Origin of the sequence: Cupriavidus sp. SIMBA_020, from assembly GCF_046535395.1 — a bacterium.
GTDB classification, from domain to species: domain Bacteria; phylum Pseudomonadota; class Gammaproteobacteria; order Burkholderiales; family Burkholderiaceae; genus Cupriavidus; species Cupriavidus campinensis.
Map to the genome: position 1 here is coordinate 1 of NZ_JAWRWU010000946.1, position 260 is coordinate 260.

Sequence of the window (260 nt, forward strand, 5' to 3'; positions counted from 1 at the left end):
GACGAAGCGCCGGGTCTGATTTTCTGGCACCCCAAGGGCTGGGCCCTGTGGCAGCAGGTGGAGCAGTACATGCGCTCCGTCTACCGCGACAACGGCTACCAGGAAGTGAAGGCGCCGCAGATCCTCGACATCTCGCTCTGGAAGAAGACGGGCCACTGGGACAACTACCGTGAAAACATGTTCACGACGGAGTCCGAGAACCGCGTCTATGGCCTCAAGCCCATGAACTGCCCGGGCCACGTGCAGATCTTCAACGCCGG

Annotated in this window: 1 pseudogene; it reads left to right on the plus strand. The window is 61.5% G+C overall.

The window, feature by feature from the left end:
• Window positions 1–260: pseudogene (locus tag SB751_RS32245) on the plus strand (threonine--tRNA ligase); the annotation flags it as partial.